19 protein-coding genes are annotated in these 22735 nt (G+C 53.1%); 10 read left to right on the plus strand and 9 right to left on the minus strand.

Going from position 1 to position 22735, the window contains the following annotated elements; translation table 11 throughout:
• Window positions 1-172 precede the first annotated feature (172 nt).
• Genes F1E05_RS10335 through nirB form a run of 4 tightly spaced genes read right to left on the minus strand, consistent with a single transcriptional unit; the run spans window position 173 to window position 6191 of the window.
• Window positions 173-2374 carry a molybdopterin oxidoreductase family protein gene (locus F1E05_RS10335; RefSeq protein WP_150048215.1) on the minus strand — a complete coding sequence of 734 codons (2202 nt, stop codon included), beginning with the start codon at window positions 2372-2374 and terminating at the stop codon, window positions 173-175.
• A 23-nt stretch (window positions 2375-2397) separates the two neighbouring features.
• The gene (locus tag F1E05_RS10340; RefSeq protein ID WP_150048216.1) at window positions 2398-3315 is read right to left on the minus strand and encodes a PhzF family phenazine biosynthesis protein; all 918 of its coding nucleotides are present in this window, start codon (window positions 3313-3315) and stop codon (window positions 2398-2400) included.
• A 3-nt stretch (window positions 3316-3318) separates the two neighbouring features.
• Window positions 3319-3651, minus strand: a complete 333-nt coding sequence (gene nirD / locus F1E05_RS10345; protein WP_150048217.1) for a nitrite reductase small subunit NirD — start codon at window positions 3649-3651, stop codon at window positions 3319-3321.
• A complete protein-coding gene (nirB, locus tag F1E05_RS10350; protein WP_150048218.1) occupies window positions 3651-6191 on the minus strand; it encodes a nitrite reductase large subunit NirB in 2541 nt (846 codons plus the stop codon). Before nirB ends, nirD begins: the two co-directional genes overlap by 1 nt.
• 473 nt (window positions 6192-6664) lie before the next feature.
• On the opposite strand from nirB, the gene F1E05_RS10355 reads away from it, so the two are divergent.
• Both F1E05_RS10355 and F1E05_RS10360 read left to right on the plus strand, forming a co-directional pair.
• Window positions 6665-8143: an MFS transporter gene (locus F1E05_RS10355; RefSeq protein ID WP_150048219.1), complete on the plus strand. Its 1479-nt coding sequence runs from the start codon at window positions 6665-6667 to the stop codon at window positions 8141-8143.
• A gap of 2 nt (window positions 8144-8145) precedes the next feature.
• Window positions 8146-8724: an ANTAR domain-containing response regulator gene (locus F1E05_RS10360; RefSeq protein WP_150048220.1), complete on the plus strand. Its 579-nt coding sequence runs from the start codon at window positions 8146-8148 to the stop codon at window positions 8722-8724.
• A gap of 184 nt (window positions 8725-8908) precedes the next feature.
• Here F1E05_RS10360 and F1E05_RS10365 read toward each other — a convergent pair whose 3' ends face one another.
• Window positions 8909-9523: an outer membrane protein assembly factor BamE gene (locus tag F1E05_RS10365; RefSeq protein WP_332095483.1), complete on the minus strand. Its 615-nt coding sequence runs from the start codon at window positions 9521-9523 to the stop codon at window positions 8909-8911.
• A gap of 159 nt (window positions 9524-9682) precedes the next feature.
• On the opposite strand from F1E05_RS10365, the gene fur reads away from it, so the two are divergent.
• The 3 genes from fur to lolD are packed head-to-tail and all read left to right on the plus strand — an operon-like array spanning window position 9683 to window position 12053.
• Window positions 9683-10099: a ferric iron uptake transcriptional regulator gene (fur, locus tag F1E05_RS10370; protein WP_150048221.1), complete on the plus strand. Its 417-nt coding sequence runs from the start codon at window positions 9683-9685 to the stop codon at window positions 10097-10099.
• Window positions 10100-10111: 12 nt separating this feature from the next.
• On the plus strand, window positions 10112-11359 hold the full coding sequence (locus F1E05_RS10375) for a lipoprotein-releasing ABC transporter permease subunit (RefSeq protein WP_150048222.1): 1248 nt from the start codon (window positions 10112-10114) through the stop codon (window positions 11357-11359).
• Window positions 11352-12053, plus strand: coding sequence for a lipoprotein-releasing ABC transporter ATP-binding protein LolD (lolD, locus tag F1E05_RS10380; protein WP_150048223.1), 702 nt, complete (start codon window positions 11352-11354; stop codon window positions 12051-12053). Before F1E05_RS10375 ends, lolD begins: the two co-directional genes overlap by 8 nt.
• Here the strand turns inward: lolD and F1E05_RS10385 are convergent.
• Window positions 12050-12730 carry a 4'-phosphopantetheinyl transferase family protein gene (locus F1E05_RS10385; protein WP_150048224.1) on the minus strand — a complete coding sequence of 227 codons (681 nt, stop codon included), beginning with the start codon at window positions 12728-12730 and terminating at the stop codon, window positions 12050-12052. The genes lolD and F1E05_RS10385 overlap by 4 nt on opposite strands.
• Window positions 12731-12798: 68 nt before the next feature.
• Window positions 12799-13530 (minus strand): Hpt domain-containing response regulator, encoded by a 732-nt coding sequence (locus tag F1E05_RS10390; RefSeq protein ID WP_190303107.1) that lies wholly within the window; start codon window positions 13528-13530, stop codon window positions 12799-12801.
• A 572-nt stretch (window positions 13531-14102) separates the two neighbouring features.
• On the opposite strand from F1E05_RS10390, the gene F1E05_RS10395 reads away from it, so the two are divergent.
• The 4 genes from F1E05_RS10395 to F1E05_RS10410 are packed head-to-tail and all read left to right on the plus strand — an operon-like array spanning window position 14103 to window position 18520.
• Window positions 14103-14816 carry a response regulator transcription factor gene (locus F1E05_RS10395; RefSeq protein ID WP_232056620.1) on the plus strand — a complete coding sequence of 238 codons (714 nt, stop codon included), beginning with the start codon at window positions 14103-14105 and terminating at the stop codon, window positions 14814-14816.
• Window positions 14817-14844: 28 nt separating this feature from the next.
• Entirely contained in the window at window positions 14845-16614 is a 1770-nt protein-coding gene (locus tag F1E05_RS10400) for a sensor histidine kinase (protein ID WP_150048227.1), read from the plus strand.
• A gap of 44 nt (window positions 16615-16658) precedes the next feature.
• On the plus strand, window positions 16659-17888 hold the full coding sequence (locus F1E05_RS10405) for a hypothetical protein (RefSeq protein ID WP_150048228.1): 1230 nt from the start codon (window positions 16659-16661) through the stop codon (window positions 17886-17888).
• Window positions 17858-18520, plus strand: a complete 663-nt coding sequence (locus F1E05_RS10410) for a methylamine utilization protein (protein ID WP_150048229.1) — start codon at window positions 17858-17860, stop codon at window positions 18518-18520. Before F1E05_RS10405 ends, F1E05_RS10410 begins: the two co-directional genes overlap by 31 nt.
• A 17-nt stretch (window positions 18521-18537) precedes the next feature.
• On the opposite strand, the gene F1E05_RS10415 is transcribed toward F1E05_RS10410, so the two are convergent.
• Window positions 18538-19353: a spondin domain-containing protein gene (locus tag F1E05_RS10415; RefSeq protein ID WP_150048230.1), complete on the minus strand. Its 816-nt coding sequence runs from the start codon at window positions 19351-19353 to the stop codon at window positions 18538-18540.
• A 438-nt stretch (window positions 19354-19791) separates the two neighbouring features.
• On the opposite strand from F1E05_RS10415, the gene F1E05_RS10420 reads away from it, so the two are divergent.
• Window positions 19792-20712 (plus strand): YcbK family protein, encoded by a 921-nt coding sequence (locus tag F1E05_RS10420; protein ID WP_150048231.1) that lies wholly within the window; start codon window positions 19792-19794, stop codon window positions 20710-20712.
• A gap of 82 nt (window positions 20713-20794) precedes the next feature.
• Here the strand turns inward: F1E05_RS10420 and F1E05_RS10425 are convergent, their stop codons facing one another.
• Window positions 20795-22588 (minus strand): L,D-transpeptidase family protein, encoded by a 1794-nt coding sequence (locus F1E05_RS10425; RefSeq protein ID WP_150048232.1) that lies wholly within the window; start codon window positions 22586-22588, stop codon window positions 20795-20797.
• Window positions 22589-22735 lie beyond the last annotated feature (147 nt).

Genomic DNA, 22735 nt, shown 5'->3' on the forward strand with positions numbered 1-22735 from the left:
AAACAAGCCCGAGTGCCGTTCGATTCGTGGAGTCGCGCCGCACCCGCGGCGCCGTGGTATGCCGATTGCGCATCGGCGAGCGGAACGCTAATTGTCGCTCGTCTGACTCGAAGGCAAAGGTTCCGGCTTAACCTAATCCCAGCCGGCGACGGCGCTGTCGTCCGGCAAGGACTCAATAAGCCCTTAGTTCTTTGTTCAAGCGCGCGGCTTGCAATTGGTCGATGTGCTCTATCCGCACCGCCGACTGTTTGAAAGCCGGTTGACGCGAATGCGGATCCAACAAGCCCAAGGTCAACCGGTTGACGCAGTCGAAGAAGTGAAACGGGATGAACACCATGTTCTTCGGCACGCGCTGAGTCAGCATAACCATCACCACCGCGTCGCCGCGCCGCGATACGGCTCTGACGTAAGACTGGTGGGTAATCCCCAATTCGGCCGCCGCGTCCGGGTTCATTTCCATGAACGGCGTCGGGCTGAATTTGTTGTTGTTGCCTATCTTGCCGGTCCGGGTCCGGGTGTGAAAATGTTCCACCAACCGCCCGGAATTCAGCCAAAACGGAAATTCGTCGTCCGGCACTTCGTTATTGTCGATAAACGGCAACGGAATCAATTTGGCCATGCCGTCGGCAAAACTAAAGCTGGCCGGCTCGGTATACAGGCGCACGCCGGCCGTTTGCGGGGCTTCTCCGTTTCGGGCTTGTGCCTCCGTATAAGGCCATTGGATGCCGCGCTTTTCTTCGATCAAATCGTGATCCATGCCGGAGATGTCCAGTAAGCGGCCTTTGGACAACGCCTTCATTTCTGCAAACACCTCGGCCGGTTTCTCCGGAAAGTGGATTTTTCGCCCTTGTTCGAAACGTTTGGCCAGCTCGTTGAAAATGTCCAAATCCGATTTGCTGTCGGCGTGTGGCGGTTTGACTTGACGAACGATGTTGACCCGGCGTTCGGTATTGGTATACACGCCCTCTTTTTCTGCCCAAATCGCCGCCGGTAAAAACAGGTGCGCGTATTCGATGGTTTCCACGTCGACGTAAGCGTCCTGCACCACCAAGAACTCGAGTTTTTCCAGAGTCTTGCGAATTCGTGCGGTGTTAGGCATGGAGGTCATAGGATTGGTGGCCACTAGCCACAAGCCCTTGATTTCGCCGGCTTCGATCGCCGGAAAAATATCGGTTTCGGTCAAGCCGCGTTTTTTGGGGAAAAATTCCGCGTCTATGCCCCAAAAATCGGCGATTTCCTGCCGGTCTTCGGTTTTTTCCAGCGCACGGTAACCCGGCAACCCGGAGCAAGACGACCATTCGCGTGTGCCCATCGCATTGCATTGGCCGGTGATGGACAAACTGGTGCCGCCCGCCTTGCCTATGTTGCCGGTGATCAAATTCAGATTATTGATGCCGACCACGCCGTCCGAGCCGTGGGTGCTTTGGTTGATGCCCATGGTCCAGATGCTCATGGCCTTGTCGGCTTTAGCGTACATCCGCGCTACCAAACGGATGGTATCTTCGTCTATGCCGCAAATCTTGGCAGCCGTGGTCGGATCGTATTTCTGGACTTCTTTTTCCAGTTGCTCGAAGCCGGTGGTATTGGCTTCGATGTAGGCCCGGTCTTCCAAGCCCTCGGCCAAAATCACGTGCATCATGGCGTTTTGCAACACCACGTCGGTGCCGGGCGTGATCGCCAGGTGGATGTCGGCGTTTTGCGCCAGCATGGTTACCCTGGGATCGACCACGATCAACGGAAAACCCCGCTTTTCCTGGGCTTCCTTCATGCGCCAGTAAATGATGGGATGTTGTTCCGGCAAATTCGAGCCCCAGGCCATCAAGCAGTCGGTGTGCTCGAAATCTTCGTAACAGCCGGGGGGGCCGTCGGAACCGAAAGAACGTTTATAGCCGGATACCGCCGAGGCCATGCACAAGGTCGTGTTGCCGTCGTAATTGTTGGTGCCGATCACGCCGCGGGTCAGTTTACCCAGCGTGTAAAATTCCTCGGTCAGCAATTGCCCGGTAGACACGATCGCGAACGAGTCGCGCCCGTAGCGGGTTTGGATACGGCGGATTTGTGCGGCCATATGATCCAGCGCCACATCCCAATTCACCATATCGTAGCCTTGGTGGATGGCGTGGCGTAGCAAGGGTTTTTCGCCGCGCCCTGCCGCTTCGAACACTTCGTGCTCGAAAATGCCTTTCACGCATAACTTGCCGCGGTTTACGTCGGCGCCGCCGACCCCGCGGTTGGCAACCGGCTGGCCGTCTTTATCGGTGCCGATTTCGATAGAACAACCGGTAGAACAATAGTTGCAAGTGGAATAGGTCCACTTGACGACTTGTTTGTCGGCGATGACGATCGGGTTTTTCTGATTGCGACCGAATAACATAAGCTGTGGCCTCGATAACTCTATTAATCAGGTAAATGAATCCACCCGTCCGCAAAAATCACGGCGCGGCCGCCGATGCGCACCATCAGCCTTTCCTGCTGCTTATTGTCCATTTCCAGCTGTAGCAAGCTGCGCCGGGTTTTGATTTCGCCGCGTTCTACGGAAAAAGTGTGGGTGCCTTTTTGGGTATGCTCGAACGAGCACAGATAGTGGCAAAAGGCCGGCATCGCGCTGCCGACCGGCGGATCGTCGTATAAGCTGATGTTGGGGCCGAACAAGCGAGCGTTGAAATCGGCATCCGGATTCGGCGATTTCGGCGCGAACAGCAAAATTTCCTGCGCGGCGGTTTGCGGTGCGATGGATTGACTCCAGGCCGCATAGTTGAAACGAGCCTTGCGCACCGATTCGTAATTCCATACCGGCACGATCAAATACGGCATGCCGCAAGAAACCAAGCGCGGCGAGTATTTTTTATGATCCAAATCGGAAATTTGCAGGCCTAGAAACTGGCATAACTCTTCGTCGGTCGGGGCGAAGCGGTCGATGATGGCATCGCCTGAGCGGCTGAACTGAATGAAGACCGGCTTGCCGTCCCGGCTGGTCACGTTAGCCTCTATATCGCCGACGTTTTGCCGCAAAACCAAGTGAGTAAGCTGTTTGGGCAATTGCAGTTCGCCGCTTTCCGCCAACACGTATGCCGTGGCGATTACCGGGTGACCGGCGAAGTCGATTTCCTTGAACGGCGAAAAAATGCGCATGCGCCAAGTATTTGCTTCGTCCGGTAAACGCGACACAAACACCGTTTCCGATAAATTCAATTCGCGGGCGATGCGCGCCATGGTGTCGCCGTCCAACCCGTCCGCGGCCGGAAATACGGCAATTTGTGCGCCGTTGAAAATCCGGTCGGTAAATACGTCGGCAATGTAATACTGATAATTCATGCGTTATTCCCCCAACTGGATTTCAACCCTATCGCCGTTAATCCGGGCCGGATAAGCCGGCACCCTGATTTGTGTGTCTTCGAAACACACCCCTGTGGTCAAATCGAAATGTTGTTTGTACATCGGGGAAGCCACCATCAGCTTGCCGCCCAGGTCTCCTATCATGCCGCGCGACAGTACGTTGGCGTCGCTAAACGGGTCGAAATTACCGATGGCGTAGACCGCTTTCGGCCGGGTCAGATAAAAAATCGCCACTTGCTTGCCTTTGACCAACGCGCAGACACCGGAGTCCGGCTGCAAATCGTCAATATGGCAAACGTCTATCCAGGTTGTCATTAAGCAATCTCCTCTTGAGCTGTGCGCAGTTGTTTTTCTTCCGGGGTTGCCGGGCGGATTTGACCGCGTTCTTCGACGAATACCACGTTTTCGTCGGCGGCATCGCTATTAATAAAGTGGCGAAAACGTTTTAGCTTGCTTTCGTTTTCCAGCGTGGTTTTCCACTCGCATTGATAGGTATCGATGACGTACTGCATTTGCTGTTCCAGTTCGGCGCAAATGCCCAATTTGTCGTCGATGATGACCGAACGCAAATAATCCAGCCCGCCTTCCATGTTTTCCATCCAAACCGAGGTCCGTTGCAAACGGTCCGCGGTGCGCACGTAAAAAATCAATACCCGGTCGATGTATTTGATCAGAGTTTGTTTGTCCAAGTTAGTTGCAATCAGATCGGCGTGGCGCGGTTTCATGCCGCCGTTGCCGCATACATAAAGATTCCAGCCGTTCTCAGTGGCGATCACGCCTATATCCTTGCCCTGCGCTTCGGCGCATTCGCGGGTGCAACCCGACACCGCCATTTTGATTTTATGCGGCGCGCGTAAGCCCTTGTAACGGTTTTCCAGCTCGACCGCAAGACCGACGCTGTCGTCCACCCCAAAGCGGCACCAGGTGCTGCCGACGCAGGATTTCACGGTACGTAGCGATTTGCCGTACGCGTGGCCGGATTCGAAGCCGGCCGCAATCAATTCGGCCCAGATCATCGGCAGTTGCTCGACCCTGGCGCCGAACAAGTCCACCCGTTGCCCGCCGGTAATCTTGGTGTACAAGCCGTATTTTTTCGCTACTTCGCCCAGCGCAATCAGCATGTCAGGGCTGATTTCGCCGCCGGTCACTCGGGGTACCACGGAATAAGTGCCGTCTTTTTGCATATTGGCCAAAAACGTGTCATTGGTATCCTGTAGGCCCAAGTGCGGCGTTTCCAAGACGTATTCGTTCCAGTAGGAGGCCAAAATGGAACCGATCGCTTGCTTGCAGACCTCGCAGCCCAAACCGCGGCCGTGTTTGTCCAGTAGTTCGTCGAAGGTTTTGATTTTTTCAACCCGAATGATGTTGTACAAATCCTGCCGGGTGTGCGGAAAATGCTCGCATATGTCGGTATTGACCTCGAAACCGGCTTTTTTCAATTCGCAATCCAGTACCGATTTCAACAGCGCCCCGCAGCCGCCGCAGCCGGTTCCGGCCTTGGTTTCCGCCTTCAGCTTGGGTACGGTGGTGCAACCGGCGGCAATCGCCGAACAAATATCGCCTTTCGAAACCGCGTAGCAGGAACAAATTTGCGCGCTTTCCGGTAAAGCGTCCGGCCCCAAGCCGACCGACTCGTCGTGGCGCTGCGGTAAAATCAAAGAATCCGGATTGGCCGGCAGTTCGATACCGTTCAAACTGTATTGCAACAAGGTGCTATAACCGTTGGCATCACCGACCAGCACGGCACCCAGCAACAATTTGTTGTCGGCACTGGTCACCAGGCGCTTATAGATTTCGCCGCGGCCGTCTTGGTAGGTATAGACCAGAGAGCCTGCGGTTTTGGCGTGCGCATCGCCGATGCTGGCCACATCAACGCCCATCAATTTCAGCTTGGTGCTCATATCCGCGCCGGTAAACTCAGCCGATTCACCGCTCAAGTCGGCGACCACGGTGCGGGCCATGGTGTAACCGGGCGCAACCAATCCGAAAATTTGTCCGTTCCACAATGCGCATTCGCCGATCGCGTAGATGTCCGGATCGGAGGTGCGGCATTGGTTGTCGATGACGATGCCGCCGCGCGGGCCGACCTCCAGTCCGCAGCTGCGGGCGATGTCGTCGCGCGGCCGGATGCCGGCAGAGAACAATATCAGGTCGGTTTCCAACACTTCACCGTCGGCGAAATTCATTTTGTGCAAACAGGTTTCGCCGTCGTCGATCAAGGTGGTGTTTTTGCTTAGATGCACTTTTACGCCCAACGCTTCGATTTTGCGGCGCAACATTGCACCGCCGCCCTCGTCCAGTTGCACGGCCATCAGGCGCGGCGCAAATTCGACCACATGGGTATCCAGACCTAAATCTCTGAGGGCTTTGGCCGCCTCCAAACCCAACAAGCCGCCGCCGACTACGGTGCCGACTTTGGATTGCGCTGCGGCGGCTTGGATTGCTTCCAGATCTTCTATGGTTCTGTAAACCAGGCAGCGTTCGCGTTCGTGGCCGGGAACCGGCGGCACGAAGGGGTAAGAGCCTGTCGCCAATACCAACTTGTCGTATGCAATCGTTACCCCGTTGGCAGAGGTTACCGTTTTGTTGTTCCGATCTATGCCGGCGGCCCGATCGCCCAACAGAATTTCTATGCCGGTTTCTTCGAAAAAACCTTCCGGAACCAGCGATAAATCTTCTGCGGTTTTGCCGGAAAAATACTCGGACAAATGCACCCTATCGTAGGCCGGGCGCGGTTCCTCGCAAAAAGTGACGACTCGGAATTGCTCTTTGGCGGCGCTATTGGCGAATCCGGCCAGAAAATGTTGTCCGACCATACCGTTACCGATAACAACCAAGGTTTGTTTGTTGTTCATGCCAACCTCGAAATAATAAATTTGCTGACTCCGGCCCCCGCTTGAAATTGCGCCGGCTCGTGGATTTCAAGAGTGCTTCCCGCTCGTTCGCATTTTTTTGGAGCAAAAAAAAAGGCGACCCGTTTTAGTTGCATATGTGCAAAAAAACGGACGCCTTTGTCCAGGTAACAATGACAAGATAAGCTCAGCGGGAGACTTAATCGGATAACAGCAATATATATACCAGTTTATATTATTGTTTTAATTCAATTAGTTAATGATTTCAATAAGCATACGATTGACAGCAATGCACCGATCTGGCCAGAGACACCGCTTAAATGAACCAAATTGGTGCGCACTATTCGAGCATTAGACGGCTCCTGAGGCGTGTTGAATTGAATCCAAATTGCTTTCTTTTTACGCAACCGTTTTAATGTTGCGTGCCAACACCTTTCTCGCACAAACTGTATCGGTTTTGTTTATTGGATTATTTCATGCCAGTTATCCCTTTCGACCTGCTTTCCATGCAAGGAAAAACCAAAATCCTGCACATGAGCTGGATGGCTTTTTTCATCAGCTTTGTGATTTGGTTTAATCACGCCCCGTTAATGGTGTTGATCCAACAGGACCTGGGCATCAGCAACGCCGACGTGGAAATCATTCTGTTGCTTAACGTGGCTTTGACTATTCCGGCCCGCGTCATTATCGGCTTGGTGGTCGATCGATTCGGCGCCAAAATCAGTTATAGCGTACTGCTGGCCATTTGCAGCATTCCCTGCTTCATGTTCGCGACAGCCGACAATTTCGCCGAGCTGGCTTGGTCGCGGTTTCTGCTCGGTTTCATCGGCGCGGGCTTCGTGGTCGGCGTGCGCGTTATCGGCGACTGGTTTCCGTCCAGCCAAGTCGGCACGGCCGAAGGCATTTACGCCGGCTGGGGAAATTTCGGCTCGGCTATTGCCGCCATTTGTTTGCCGGGCTTGGCTTTGTATTTGGGAGAAGATCAAGGTTGGCGCTACGCGGTCGCGGTTACCGGCGGCATGGCCATCATTTTTTCCGTCGTCTACTATTTCAAGGTCGAAAACTTGCCGCCGGCGCTAGCGGGCTTGAAAGGTAAACGCGCCAGCAGCATGGAAGTCAGCAGCATTAACGACCTGTTTTTGTACGTCTTTAGCCTGCTTCCCCTGTACGCCACCTTATCGCTTCTGACCTGGAAGCTTTCCGCCCTGGCGGATCCCATCCTGTCGCCGTCCTGGGCCGCCGGCATCCATGCCGTGATTTGGGCCGTGTTTCTGCTGCATGCCAAACATCTGGTCAACCACAACGCCGAACGCCTGAGTCAACCGGTTCCCAGCATTCACCAATATCATTATCGGCAAGTAGTGATATTGGCCATCGCTTATTTGATTACTTTCGGTTCCAAATTGGCCGTGCTGTCTATGTTGCCGATGTTTTTCTTCAATACTTTCAACCAAACTCAGCATATCTCCATGCTGAATGCAGGTTTATTGGCTTCCAGTTTCGTGGTTACCAATATTTTTGCTCGACCGGCAGGCGGCTTACTCAGCGATCAAATCGGCCGTAAATTATCGTTGACGCTGTTTATCGCCGGATTAACGGGCGGCTATTTGTTGATGGCCTTGATTTCCGAGCAATGGTCGGTGAGCGCGGCGGTCTGCGTGACCTTGCTGTGCGCGATTTTCATGCAAGCGGCGGAAGGCGCCATATTCGCCTTCGTTCCCTTAGTCAGGCGAGCTATCACCGGCGAAGTGGCCGGTATCGTCGGCGCCTACGGCAACGCCGGCTCCATCGTGTTTTTGATCGTGTTAACCTTCGTTCCGACCAACACGTTTTTTTTAATGTTAGGCTGCTGTTGCTTGCTGTTGCTGGGATTGTTGTACTTCCTGGAAGAACCTAAAACCTTTATTACAGAAATCCTGCCGGACGGCTCCGTCGTCAAAATCGAGCTGGAGTGACCATGACAGCGCTGAAAGTGTTAGTGGTCGATGAGTTCGAATCCGACCTGATGCTGGAAAAATGCTTGCAGCAGCACGGCTACCAAGTAGCTACGCTGAAGCTGCAGTCTTTGAATTTGCCGGAAGTCATCAAGGCCCTGCAACCGGACGCGGTGGTATTAAACCTGTACAGTCCGGACGACCTGATCCTGAAAATGGTGCTGGACATCAATCAGCTTTATGCCGTGCCGGTCATCATGTTTGCCGAAGATCAGCAAACCGAAACCATCAATAAAGTGATCAAAGCCGGGGTCAGCGCTTATATCGTAGACGGCTTGGAGCCCAAGCGTATCAAAGCCATCATCGATGTGGCCATCGCTCGTTTCCGCGAGCAACAAGCGCTGAAAGAAGAACTGCAAAAAGCCAAAACCCAACTGGAGGAACGCAAGTTCATCGATCGCGCCAAAGCGATTTTGATTAAGTCGCAGAACTATACCGAAGATCAGGCCTACCACGCGCTCCGCAAACTGGCGATGGACCGAAAGATTTCGATGGGCGAAATGGCCAAAAACGTCATCGCAATGGCGGAATTGTTGAAATAGTGAGCGGGTGCCGGGTTCGCCATGCTACGCGCCCGGCTGCAGGCTTGCCCTCTAGGCTTGAGCGCGTTTCCGCTAGCCGGCGAAGGTTAAGCCGCCAGCGCTTCGTACGCTCGTCGGCTAGGGTTGCCACAACGATAGTGCCTATCCGGTGTCGAACGGCAGGAAAATTACGCGACTACGATTTTTATTTGCCCGCATCCTTGCTGTTGGCGTTGGCAGAGCCGGACTCGGCTTTGCCGTCCGCTTCCGAATCGAATATGCCGGAAATTTTTTCCCACAGGGTTTTATCTTGCCCGCCTGCCGATTTGGCGGCTTCGTTAATTTGAGTTTCGGCGCTATCTTCCAAGCCGCCTTTAGCCGCATTCACCGCCTCGCGGGAGCGCTCTGCGACGGCGGCGGTGTCGGGGTCCGAGCTAAACAAACCGGTAATTTTTTCACCCATGGTGCTGTCCAACTCTCGTTTGGGCACATCGACCGTGGTCTCGGTGGACTGCTTGACGACCGGCATTGCGCTGGGGCGAAAATCGCCTTGCACGCCGACCAGATTTTCGCCGGAAAAATACAAGGAAATGCGTTTTTGCATACGCGCTTCCCCGCCGGGCTGATCGGAATACAAATAATCCCAACGCTGTTCGTGAAAAGTATCGGACAGCATCGGCGACCCCATGATGTAAAGCACCTGCCTTTTCGTCATGTTCGGCCGTAGTTGATCTACCATGGCCTGATCGACGATATTCCCCTGTTCGATGTCGATGCTGTAGACGCCGGGTAAATTAGAGAGTATGGTTTGGCAACCCACAAGCGCAAACGGTACTGTAGCAGTTATAACAAGAGCGGCTATTTTCATGTATCGGGATCAAGTGAGAACACACGGCTTCTCCATTATCCCATAATTCAGCCAACGGCTCGGGCGAAAAACCGCTACAATGCCGCGCCACCGATTCAAGAGAATGAGCTTATGGAAACACAGGAATTACGCAACGCCGGTCTCAAAGTCACGTTACCGCGGGTTAAAATCCTGGAAATTCTGGAAAAGCAGGCCGATGACAAACATCTGTCCGCCGAGAAAGTTTACAAAATCTTGCTGGCGGAAGGCGAAGATATAGGTCTTGCAACCGTTTATAGGGTACTGACCCAATTCGAAGCGGCCGGCTTAGTCAATCGCCATCATTTCGAAGGCGGCAACTCCATTTTCGAATTGAACAAAGGCAACCACCACGACCATATGGTCTGTGTCAAATGCGGTAAAGTGGACGAATTTACCGACGAAGTCATTGAAAAACGCCAAGCGGAAATTGCAAATCGGTTGGGTTATCAACTCACCGAGCATAGCTTGTACCTATACGGCTATTGCCACGACTGCAAACGCCCCTAACACCCCTACTCCATGTTCAAACCGCTGATTCTATATATCGGCTTACGCTATACGCGTGCCAAACGCCGGACGCAATTCATTTCCTTCATCACCTTAACTTCGGTTCTCGGCATCGCCTTGGGTGTCACCGCTCTGATCACCGTGCTGTCGGTGATGAACGGCTTCGAAGCGGAATTGCGCGAGCGCATTTTGGGCATGACCGCCCACACCACGGTTAGCGGGCGTTTCGGACAACTGGACGATTGGCAAAGCGTCGCCGCGCGCCTCGACGGCATGGAGCATGTGGAAGGCGCCGCACCTTATATTCAAGGCCAGGTGATGGTCAATGCCGACCGTCAAGTCAGCGGCACCCTATTGCAAGGCATCTTGCCGGATTTCGAACCTAATGTATCGGAAGTCGGGGCCAACATGAAACTGGGCCAACTAAGCGATCTGAAACCGGGTGAATTCGGCATCGTGTTAGGCGCGGAGCTTGCCGGTTACTTGGGCGTATTCGTCGGCGATAAGGTGACTATCATTACCCCGCAAGTGAATTCTACGCCGGCTGGTATCTTGCCGCGTTTGAAACGCTTTACCGTGGTCGGCGTGTTCAAAGTCGGCATGTACGAATACGACCGGAACATGGCGCTGGTGCATTTGGACGATGCCGCTAAATTGTTCCGCCTCGAACCGGCGGTGACCGGATTAAGGCTGAAATTGGACGACTTGTTCAATGCGCCGCTAATCACCCAAGATTTGGCCGACGCGTTAGGCTCGGATTACCGGGTCAGCGATTGGACACTAGCGCACAGCAATTTCTTCCGCGCGGTACAAACCGAAAAACGGGCGATGTTCATTATTTTGCTGCTGATCGTCGCAGTAGCGGCGTTCAATATCGTCTCGACCTTGGTGATGGTGGTAACGGACAAACGCGGCGACATCGCTATTTTGAAAACCCAGGGCCTGAGCAACGGTTCGGTAATGGGCATTTTCGTCGTGCTGGGCTGCGTCATCGGCAGCATAGGCACGTTTATCGGCACCTTGGGCGGGATAGGCTTGGCGCTCAATGTTCAAACCATAGTCCCGGCCATAGAAAAAGCCTTCGGCCACAAATTCATGCCGGCGGACGTGTACTACATCAGCGAAGTACCGTCCAAATTAATTTGGAGTGACGTGTATTGGATCACTGTAGCCGCGTTCTCGCTGTCGCTACTGGCAACCTTGTACCCGGCTTGGCAAGCTTCGCGTATCAATCCGGCCGAGGTACTTCGCTATGAGTGATTCGATCATTCTGCAATGCCGGCAGTTGACCAAGCGCTACAACCAAGGCGACTTGAACGTCGACGTGCTCAAAGGCGTGGATTTACAGGTGACCGCCGGTCAACGGGTCGCGATTATGGGCGCGTCCGGATCGGGCAAGAGTACTTTGCTGCATCTGCTGGGCGGTCTGGAGAAACCCACTTCCGGGAGCGTCACGCTAGACGGCGAAGACCTTGGCTCCATCAGCGCCGGCAAATTAAGCCGGCTGCGCAACCGGGCCCTTGGCTTTATTTACCAGTTTCATCATTTGTTAGGCGAATTCAGCATTTTAGAAAACGTCGCGATGCCGTTATTAATCGCCAAACAGCCAATCAAAATCGCGCAGGAAAAATCCGCCGACTTATTGACGCGCGTCGGCTTAAGCCATAGATTGCAACACAAGCCGGGCGAATTGTCCGGCGGAGAACGGCAGCGCGCCGCTATCGCCAGAGCCTTGGTCAATACCCCCAAGTGTGTACTGGCAGACGAGCCGACCGGAAATTTAGACAGCAAAACTGCCGATCAAATTTACCAATTGATGCTGGAATTGAATCAGGAGTTACAGGTGAGCTTTTTGGTAGTTACCCACGACTCGGAATTAGCCGGGCGTATGGATCACGTTCTACACATGGAGGACGGCATGATAGTAGGCCAATCCGCAAACCGTAGCGATTAAGCCAAAACCGTTAATGCGGCACTGCAATCGTCGCCGACGGCCACATCGTACAAGCACCAATCCGCTATCGTCCCGCATTGGGGCGGTAGCGACAAGAACTTGGGAACGCCCTCCGTACTCGTCACCACATCGGTAACACCATTGCCGATACCGGCACCGACCGCCTTCAGCAAACTTTCTTTGCGAGTCCAAAACCGGTAAAAAGCCGGTATTTGCAATTGATCCGGCAATCGCCGCCAATAAGCCAGCTCGTCCGCGGATAAACATTCTTGCGCCAGCAAGCCAGGCTCGTGCCGCCGGTTCCACATCTCGATGTCCACCCCCAACTGTCGTTGCCCGACTGCGAGCAGCATACGATCTCCGGAATGCGATAAATTGAATTGCAGTGCCAAGGCTTGTTGTTGCCGGCCGATTAAATAAGGTTTGCCGAAAGCGTGACGGGCAAATTCGATTGCTTCGGGGGCCATATCCAAGTAAGCGGCCAATAAAACGCGCAATTTGCCGTGACAAATCGCGTAACGGCGGCGCAACTCTTCGAATTGGAAGCGTTGAGCGGCTTGCCGCTCGTTCGCCGACAGCAGGTGCCAATAACGTGGGAAAGCGCCGTCGTCGGCCACCAGACTTTCGAGATGCAAATCGACGCCGGCAACGGTTTGGAATGATTTTTGTTTAAACACGCGCTTTTATTGAAAAGTTCCTATTTTGCAGACGGGATGCATGCCGGGCTCTTTCGTCAAGCTAGCACTCAATTCAACCGAGCTAACAATTCGCTTTCCGCAGCCTTTAAATTTTCGAATTTGGCAGATAACAAGACATATTGTTGTTGGGCTTTAATCATGTCCGCGTCCATCAGATGTTGTTCCAAAATTTCGGCGACGGCGCGAAAGTCGGCGAAACCGAAAAAACAAAACGATCCATGTAATTTATGGGCAACCTCCCAGGCTTTAGAACATTGGCGGTCGCGCAAGTATTGCTCCAAACTGACGAATTGCGACGGTACCTCTTCGAACAGCTTTTGCAGATACTTGCGTCCCATTTCGCGATTGTTCTCCAAGCGATTAAGCACTGCGCTAACGTAATAATCGCCGTTTACGCTTTCGCGCGGCTTGCACCACTGACCGATGACGCGCTCCAAGTCGGCCAGCACGATAGGCTTGATCAAACAATCGTTGAAGCCGTCCTCGATAAACAAATGGGGTTGGCGACGCTGCACGTGTGCGGTGATTGCGATAATCGGGGTCAAACGGTTTGCCGATGCCATTCTGGCTTTTTGCACCAGCTCCAGACCGCTGATGCCGGGCATGTTGACATCCAGAAAAATCAAGGAATAAACGGTTTCCCGCAAGGCTTCCCAAGCTTGGGTGCCGTCGCTGGTCGACGTCACCTGATTGGTCCAGGTGTTGAGCTGCTCGGCCAACAGCCAACGATTCATTTCGTTGTCGTCGGCAATTAAAATGGACAGTTCGGTTTCAGTCATATTTACTACCCATAATTGAATGCGCTTGCTAACCCCATGCATGCTAATAATTGATTCCGTTTCAGCCGATTGGGTTGAGCGTAAACACCTACAGCAAAACTGCAGGCAAAGCTTCCAGCAAACTGCTGGCACGGAAAAAAGCTTCACTATTTCCAATAGGAGACTTGGTTGAGAGATAGGCTCACACCAGCCTCGTCTAAAGCGGGACTTTTTCAGCTAGGCGGCCGCTTCGTCCCGGTAAAGCCGGGCAATAGCGCAATAAATCCCAATGGAGCGAGGTCGACAGCTATCGTCAAACCTTGAATACGCCTACAGGCTAACGCTAAACGCTTATTAATTACAATAGCCTGCAATGTAAAAAATCCATTTGCACTCTAACATTTGAATTGCGCATGCCTAAAAACATAAATATCACGGATTTCTCACGAATGTTTGAAACTTCCGTGATAAGCATAAACGCGATATTCGCCGATAATGTCCCGTCTATTCGCAGACTCCAGCCAGCAGCTTTCATCGTTTGTTAGCCTAGCGGCCTAACCCTATCCTGTTTTGCGATCATGAAGGAAGGCACTGTGATCAAGCACATTTTGCTAGTCGAAGACGATCCCGGCATCGCCTGGCTGTTGACGGAGCCTTTACGCGACGAAGGTTATTCGGTCGAGCATACCCCGGACGGAGAAAGCGGACTGCAACGTTTGAATAGTCAACGTTACGACCTGCTGATTTTAGATTTGATGTTGCCGGGCATAGACGGCCTGGAAGTATGCCGGCGCTTACGCGCCGCCAGCAACTACACACCCATCATCATCGTCAGCTCCAAATCCGCGGAAGTGCAACGCGTGGTTGGTTTGGAGATGGGGGCCGACGATTACATAGCTAAACCTTTTTCCGCACTCGAACTGGTAGCCAGAGTGCGCGCCTTACTACGCAGGGTGGACGCTCTAAAACACACCCACTCCGTTTCGGAGGAAACCGTAATCGTAATAGCCGATTTGCGAGTGGATACTCAAGCGCGCAGCATCCATCTCAATGGCCGGCCGGTATCGTTAACGGCGCGGGAATTCGACTTGCTGCATTTTTTCGTGCGTCATCCGAACCGGACGTTTACCCGCTTGGAATTGTTAAATCAAGTCTGGGGTTATTCGCACGACGGTTACGAACATACCGTAAACTCGCATATCAATCGCTTGCGCGCCAAAATCGAGCGTGACCCGGCAAATCCGAAACGCATTTTGACGGTATGGGGCATAGGTTACAAATTCGCCCCGCAAGACGAAACCGCCTAATAAACCGGAGCTAGAGGGTTCGCGCGCTATGACGTTGAATTTCCAAAACCGCATCGCGCTGTTCTTTGCCGGTTTATTCATGGCCATTCAAACCTTGACCATCGTCAGCGTCTACCAAGTATCGCGCGACAATCTAATCCGCCAACTGGCGCAAAATCTGATGTACGCGGAACAGGTATTTCAACGTCTACTGCTGGAGCGCGGAGAGCGAATTGCCGGGGAAACCCGCATATTAGTGGCGGATTTCGGATTCCGCTCCACCCTCGGTAGCAGCGATGCTAAAACCATCGCTTCGGCGTTGGAAAACCTAGCCTTACGGATTAGGGCTCAACGGGCTTTTTTCATTGATTTGACAGGAGAAATCGTCGCCGACACGCAAAATTCTTTACAAGATAGCGGCTTCGTGTTTCCGGATGCCTTGGCGGAAGCGGAAAATAGCGGTAAAGCCGTGGTATTCGGCGTTTTGGACAACAAACTTTACGAATGGACAATCGTACCGGTTCTGGCGCCGCTTCCCATAGGTTGGGTAGCGATTGCCCAGCAAGTCGATCAAAGACGGGTAGAACAATTTAAACAATTATCGCCGTTACCCTTAGAGATTAGCATGGTCGAATTAAGCGCCGGTCAAAGCCGCATTTTGACCAGTTCATTGCCAGAAAAAATGCAAGGCAGGCTAACGCAACAATTATTGAACGCGGATTTTGTGCAAAACCGTCCGGAAGCCGCGATGGCATCGGGCGATTTCGACTACATTAGCCGCATCCAGCGTTTGCCTAGCGCTGCGCTAGATCCCACGATCGTTGCCGTCTTACAAATCGATTTTAACCGCGCTCAAGCCCCTTACTGGCCGCTGTTTAACGCTACCGCCGGCTTAATGCTGCTAGGGTTGCTGGTCGCCTTGGCCGGCAGCGTGCTGATAGCCCGCAACGTATCGCGACCGGTTAGAGCGCTGGCCGGCGCGACGGAACGCATGTTGCAAGGCGACGTGAATACGCAGATTCCGGTGAATAGCGACGACGAATTCGGCCGTTTGGCGGAAACCTTTAATCGCGCCGCGGCGTTGGCGGCCCAGTTCAGCGAATTACAAATGAAAGATCGGCAAAGGCGCGAATGGGTCGCTACCGTTTCCCACGATTTACGCACACCTTTGACTTCGTTGTACGGTTTTTTGGAAACCATGCAACGTAAAGCGGATAGCCTACCGCTGCAGGAACAACAACAATTCTTACAAACCGCCTTAAGACAAACCGAAAAAGTCAGTCGATTGGCGCAAGAATTGTTCGAACTGGCCAAACTGGAATGCGGCGAAACCGGATTAAATCCGGAGCACTTTTGTCTAGCCGAACTACTACAAGACGTGAGCCAAAAATTTCAGCTTGCCGCGCAGCAACGGCAAATCGACTTGACGGCGGAACTCCGCCCGGAGTTGCCGCCGGCTGATGCCGACATCGGTTTAATCGAGCGCTTGTTGACCAATCTGATAGACAATGCATTAAGACATACGCCCAACGGCGGTAGCATACACATATCGGTTACAGCCGATCGAACGCGCTTGTGGATTAACGTCCGCGATTCCGGTGTCGGCATCGCCCCGCAATATTTGCCTACTCTGTTCGACTGGAGCTCGCCTTTATCCCGTAAGGCCAGAAATCAAGGCGGCGGGTTCGGATTGTTGGTGGTAGACAAAATTGCACGTTTACACGGTGGCAGAATCTACGTGGATAGCAGGTTAGGTCAAGGAAGCGAATTCCGATTCGATTTGCCGATAGCCTCGTCTTCATGTGCCAAGCAGCGTTAACGGATCGCTTAGTTGCTCGATTTCGCACCCCCTCCCCCGGCGGCTTGGCCGCTACTGCCTTCCTTCTGAGCATCGGTTGCGCATTCGATTTACACGCCGAACCGTCGTTCCCGGAGCTTGACTGGCATGGTTTATTAGACTTGCGTTTTATGTCCGGCAACGCGCAAAACGGCGAATTGCAAAACGGCTTAGGAAAGTTTAGATACGGCACAGACAGCGAGACGATCCGCATTAACGAAGCCGCAGCCAGCCTAAAAGCCAGCCTGAATTGGGACTGGTCGGGTTTCTTGACAATCAAATATGCCAATCGGCAGCAGCAAGCGCTCGATGTGAGCGAAGGTTTTTTCGCTTACCGCCCGGTACCGCTCGGAGCATGGAATTTCAACGCCAGGCTGGGGATGTTTTTTCCGCCTATTTCCTTAGAGAACAGCGGCACTGCTTGGAGCAGTCCTTATACCTTGAATTCCTCGGTGATCAATGCCTGGGTCGGGCAAGAACTGCGCAGTTTCGGCGCCGAAACCCGCTTGGCTTATCGTTTAGCGAACGGCGGCCATATCGGTCTATTCGCCGCCGGCATCGCCAACAACGATACCGCCGGCCTACTTTTGGCTTGGCGGGGCTGGAGTTTAAGCGATTATGAAGCGACGCTGCACGACCGGCTACGCCTGCCGGTCGGCGTCGGTATAACACGGCATTTCCCCAAACAAGCCGCTTACACGCGCCCTTTCGTGGAAATAGACGGTAACGCCGGCTATTACGCCGGACTGACTGCCGACCTTCACGGAAAATTTACGTTAAGAGCCCTTTATTACGATAATCTGGCCGAGCCTACCGGCCTTAGGGAGGGCCAATATGCTTGGCATACCCGCTTTTGGTCGTTAAGCGTCAAGACCGAACTCCCCGGGCAAATTACTTTGATAAGCCAAGGCCTGCAGGGTAGTACCGAAATGGGCGAAACCCGCAACGGATTTAGAGCGGTCGACGCCGGTTTTTGGGCGGCGTCGCTGCTGCTCAGCAAATCGCTTGGCCCACACCGCCTAAGTCTACGCCACGAATATTTCGGTAGCGGTCAAAACGACTTTATGCCGCAAGAGGACAATCGCGAACACGGATATGCGCTTACGGCAAACTACAATGTAACCTTGGCCCGACGCCACCAGTTCAATCTGGAATTCAGCCGCATCGTCAGCAATAGACCGTCTCGCCTTAATCTAGGACAGCCCGCCGATCAACAGGAATTATTATGGCAATTTGCTTATCGCGTATTTTTTTAAGCATGGCTGGTGCGATGTTGACGCAGGTCTCGAACGGCCTGGAACTTTCCGGCACGGTAACGGACGGCGAAAATCCGGTAAGCCACGTCGTGGTAAGCGCGCACCCGCAACCGGCAAGCGCGGTTCAGCACCCCTCGCTCAAAGCGGTGTCGATAGAGCTGGATCAAAAAAGCCGCGAGTTCGTCCCGCATATTTTGGCCATTAAACGCGGCACACCGGTTTATTTTCCGAATAGCGACGATATCAAACACCACGTCTATTCTTTTTCGAGTACCAAGCGTTTCGAAATCAAACTGTACAGCGGAACGCCGGTCGAACCCATCGTGTTCGAGCAAACCGGTATCGTCACGCTGGGCTGCAACATTCACGATTGGATGTTGGGCTATATCTACGTTACCGACGCCGAATATCTGACGCAATCGGACCGCGAGGGCCGGTGGCTTTTAGCCGTGCCATCCGGCCAATACCGAGTCACGCTGTGGCACCCGGACGCCGAGAACGGAGAACATACGCAAACGATCGACATTCACCGCAACACACTCCTGTATCATCATTTGCCGTTAAAAACCGACCAACCGACCGGTAAGCCGCCGGCTAACCTGCAATTGCAGGTCTACGACGGCGGCTTTTAGCGGATAGCCCAACGGCTTTAACCGGTTATTGCCGCAGGTTTGCGACGGCGCCACATCACGGCGGGCAGCGCGCTGCAGAACAACCAAACAGCCGCCGGCAACGGCACTTGCGATACCGCGCTAATACTTAGTAACGGGGTGGCCGTTCCCGGCAAATCGGTAAAGTTATAACCGCCCGGCGTGGCTAAACCGGCATATGCGGAGAAATCGTGGTCGAAACTAATAAGCCCATTTTGCGCAGGGCTTACCGTTGCATTCGATCCCACCAGGAAAGCCGCGCCTTCCGCAGCGTCGAGTTCGGTTCCGGCGTCCCAAATTCCCGCGCCGGTCTCCACGAAATTCAAGCCGAGAAAATGTCCCATCTCGTCGAACAACTGAATTTCCATCGGCTCGTCGTTGCCGATAAATCTGTCGTTGGACGGAACCACCATGGCGAAATAGCTTAAGTAACGGTTTTTTACCGGATCCAAATTTAGCGTGATACTTCCGCTGCCGCCCGGCAAAAAGATTCCGGGACCGAAAGCATTCACCGTAGCGCTCGCCGAACCGCTCACGCCATCGGCATAAGCAGAGGCAAACGCTGCGGCCAAACCGCTGCTATCGCCTAATTCGGCAACCGCTTCAATCGCCGCCGACGCCGCACTACCCTGGTCGAAAGCATCGTAAGAGCCGTCGTGAAAAGCTAAAAATACCGGACTTATCGCAACACCTTGGGCGGCCGACAAATTCGTTACCGTAAACGTCACCTCTGCAGCGTGCGCACTCGGATAAGGCCAAATGGCATTGGCCAGAATCAACACCGGTACCCATAAAGTTTTTTGAATTAATCTCATCGTAAATCTCCTTAAAAATCCTCTGAATTGGATGCCTTTAGGCAATGAGATTTTGCCGGGAAGTTCTCACAAAATCGTCACAAGAGATTCAAATCGTCGTGACCATGCGCGAAAAATCAGCTTGCAGACGGGTTTAGCGGATTCCGGCCGAAAGACTTCGGAAGTTGCCTACGGTTTGTCCGTGTGTTTAAAATTTGTCGGCACTGTTTTATCGCATTTCCAAATTGCCATTCAAACCACTAGGGCAACGACGCCTCCGCCGCCAGACGTGGCGAAATAGTACAGTATCGGTAGGATGATCGGCATTGAGCGTAGGATTTTGCTTACGAAGCCGTTCGGCTCCCAGCAATGCTATACTTGCACCCATTACCGATGCGGCCGGGAAACGGCCCGGTAACGTTAGTGAAAGAGATTGCACGAACAGTAGGAGATTTAAGGATGCAACAACCTGATGTCGACAATTCCCCCCAAGACGAGTCCAAGGCGATGGTATCTCGACGCAGCTTTTTCAGCCGTCTGGCGGCTGGCGCCATTTTGTCTTTAGCCGTACCGGGAATTGCACACGCGGCAAAAGTCGAGACAATTCGCAAAGACAAGGGTCGGAAAGCGCGTAGCGCGGTCCGCCTGCCCAAGCAAAAAATTCGCGTTTCAAGCAAACATAAAAGCGGCAAAATTTCGACGGCGTCTTTGAAGCGCGTGAAAAACAGCGCCGGACGCGTCAATAACCACTCCAGGGTACGCGACGTTTACAGCAAAAAATCCAACCGGATCCTTACCACCGAATATAAACGTAGCGTAACCAGTCCGAACGGGCAGCAATATGCGCGGGTTCAACCGAACCGCTTTAATACATCGATCTATGAGCCGGAACAAGATTCGTTGATACTCGCTAACCGATCCAGATTGGACAGTCATAGATCGTTGGCCATTCAAAATCCGCACACCGGCGACAGATTAAACGTCACTTATTTCGAGCGCGGCCGCTATTTAAACGACGCACTCGGCGAAATCTCCGTGTTGTTGCGCGATTACCGCACCGGAGACATACATCCGGTAGATCCGCAATTACTGGATCAATTGCACGATTTAAAACAAATATTGGATCTCAGTCGGCCGTTTAACGTGGTATGCGGTTACCGCTCGCCGTTAACCAACGCCAAGCTGCACGCCGAACATACCGGCGTTGCCAATAACAGTTTTCACATGTACGGCCGTGCGGTCGACATACGCATAGAACGCTTCGATTTGCGCCGCATCCATAACGCGGCAATCGCCATGCACAGGGGGGGCGTCGGCTATTATCCCGAGTCGAATTTCATCCATCTCGACACCGGTACCTTCAGAACCTGGTCGCTTTAGGTTCTCCTTTCCGCGAGCATTGTAATGGATGCCGGCTGATCAAATTCGCGAGCCAGCCGGATCGGCTTGACTGTATCAGCCGTTAAGGGCTTACAGTCAGGTCTGCGCTGCTGGACAATCTTAGCGAATCGTTGGGTTTAGGCTCCGACGCTTGGATGTTTTGTAACTGATCCAAAGCTTTACGCAGATATTCGTCTTGTCCGTATACGTCCGGATAAAAATGCAACTGGTCTTTGTGGTCGACGTAAGTCGTGCCGTAATAAAACAATACCGGCACGGAGCGCTTTAACGTGACGTGACGGGTTTTAGCACCCGTCATCGCTTGTTTGATGCTTTCTTTATCCCACTCTTTTTGGCCGCCCAAAACAAATTCGGCTAGTTGCTCCGGCTGAGAAACCCGCACACAGCCGTGGCTCAAATCTCGACGCGGGCGATTGAAAGCCGACTGAGCGGGCGTATCGTGTAAATACACGTCCGCCGCATTAGGAAATACAAATTTCACCCGTCCCAAGGGGTTCTTTTTTCCCGGTCTCTGCCGGGCACGGAGGTAACTGCCGCCACCTTGATCTTCGCGGTTATAGTGTCTAACCAATTCGATATCCTGACTGGCTAAGTAGGCTTTGTTGCTGACGGTTTTAGGCAAAATTTCCTTTTTGAAGATCGTCGTGGGTATATTCCAATACGGCATGAACTCCAAATATTTCATTTCTTCCCATAACACCGGAGTTTGATTTTCCGGCGCTTTGCCCACAATCACTTTCATGTTCAGCGGCGCTTGATCGTCCGTGGAATTGAAAGCCCATAGCTCGAACGCCGGAATATTTACCACTATCATCGGTCCTTCGGTCGGATCGGGAATCCAACGCGCCCGCTCCATAGCCAATTCGATACGCGAAATTTTTTCCGCAGGGGACTGAGCCAGCAAGGCTGCAGTGGCGTTTCCGACTACCCCGTCCGCTTTCAACCCCGCTTGCCGTTGCAGTTTTTTTACCGCGTCGGCCAGAACGGCATCATAGCGTTCGCTCGCCGCATCCGCAGGATCGGCCAATACACCCAAACTGTGCAACCGGGATCTTAACTCGGCAACATTGGCATGCTTGTCGCCGGGTTTTAGCGGTTTAGCGAAAACCAATTGGCCCCTGGCCGCGATAACCGCTTGCCGCCTCAGCTCACCGAGAATGTGTTTGAGTTGCCGATACTGGCGCGCTTTGGGTTCAAACTCGCTAACCAGATCGGTCAGGCGTTGTTGCGCCAGATACTGATGCAACAGCGACGCTAAGTCCACATCCGGCTTAGGCGCAATGTGCGCAGGCATGGGCATGCTTCTGGGATCCACCCTTCCCTGACGTAAATCGCGCAAAAATCGCGTTAGCGAAACAGTCAAAGCAACGTCGTAACTTGCCGTTGTATTCGCGTCCAAAGGGGGGTGTTCTATCCATTCGCGCACGGAATCGACATCGTAATTCAGTGGGCTTAAGCCGTCTGCTTCGGCATTGGAGAGTAGCGCGAGTAAATCCGTTAAATTTTTTTCCGGCACATGTTTGGAAAACCAAATCGGTTGGAACTCGACTTTTCCATAGATACTTTTAACCACTTCGCCTTCGTTTTTGAAATCGGCGCGGCGCAACAGCGGATGGCGTTGGCTGGTTAAAATGATGCCGATCGGCGAATCGGCGGGTATGACAATTTCATTGGCCAGCAACGGCGGAAAGTCGGGGGCGGGGAGCGCTTGAACCCCGCCTATTTCATCATCGGCCAACACAAAACTGGCTTCGCCGAAATAAAAAACGCAGGCGATCACGGGTAACCAAGAGCTGCTTAGCCGCCGGCGGCCGGCTGAATTAACCGCCGATTTGCGTTTAAGAGTACGCCGCATTTTTCCAAAACCGGAGCGTGCCAACTCTATAAAACCGTATCGAGCAAGAACGCGAGAAGTGCTTGTCATTGTTTGCGCCGACCTAAAACATAGCATTGATAAATAACACCGAATTCAAACCCAATAGAAACCCGGGCAAGTTGTAAA

The sequence above is a fragment of the Methylomonas rhizoryzae genome (assembly GCF_008632455.1).
Classification (GTDB): domain Bacteria; phylum Pseudomonadota; class Gammaproteobacteria; order Methylococcales; family Methylomonadaceae; genus Methylomonas; species Methylomonas rhizoryzae.